Here is a 246-nt window from a genome sequence, read left to right on the forward strand (position 1 = left end):
TTGAAAATGTAACCATCATAGCTAATTGCAAATGTACTTATGACGTCCATAATGTGTTTCATATCAGATTTAGCGATACTGATATATCTAGGGGAAGTATCGGTTTTTCGCTCGTCAATAAATATAGCAATAACTACATCCGTGTATTCTCATTTGTTAGAAGAAAAATTTAATGAAGAGGACAAAAAAACAACTAAAATTTTAGAAAGTATGTAATTTAGGGACCCATTAGGGACTCCAAACCCA

2 pseudogenes are annotated in these 246 nt (G+C 32.1%); one reads left to right on the forward strand and one right to left on the reverse strand.

The features are described 5' to 3' along the window. A pseudogene (locus tag IDG64_RS14830) lies at positions 1 to 125 on the reverse strand (site-specific integrase); the annotation flags it as partial. Here IDG64_RS14830 and IDG64_RS15400 point away from each other — a divergent pair. Beyond that, positions 121 to 216 (forward strand): annotated as a pseudogene (locus IDG64_RS15400) (hypothetical protein); the annotation flags it as partial. The pseudogenes IDG64_RS14830 and IDG64_RS15400 overlap by 5 nt on opposite strands. Between the last annotated feature and the right edge of the window lie 30 nt (positions 217 to 246).

This window comes from Staphylococcus sp. EG-SA-15 (genome assembly GCF_017151895.1).
GTDB classification, from domain to species: Bacteria; Bacillota; Bacilli; order Staphylococcales; family Staphylococcaceae; genus Staphylococcus; species Staphylococcus aureus.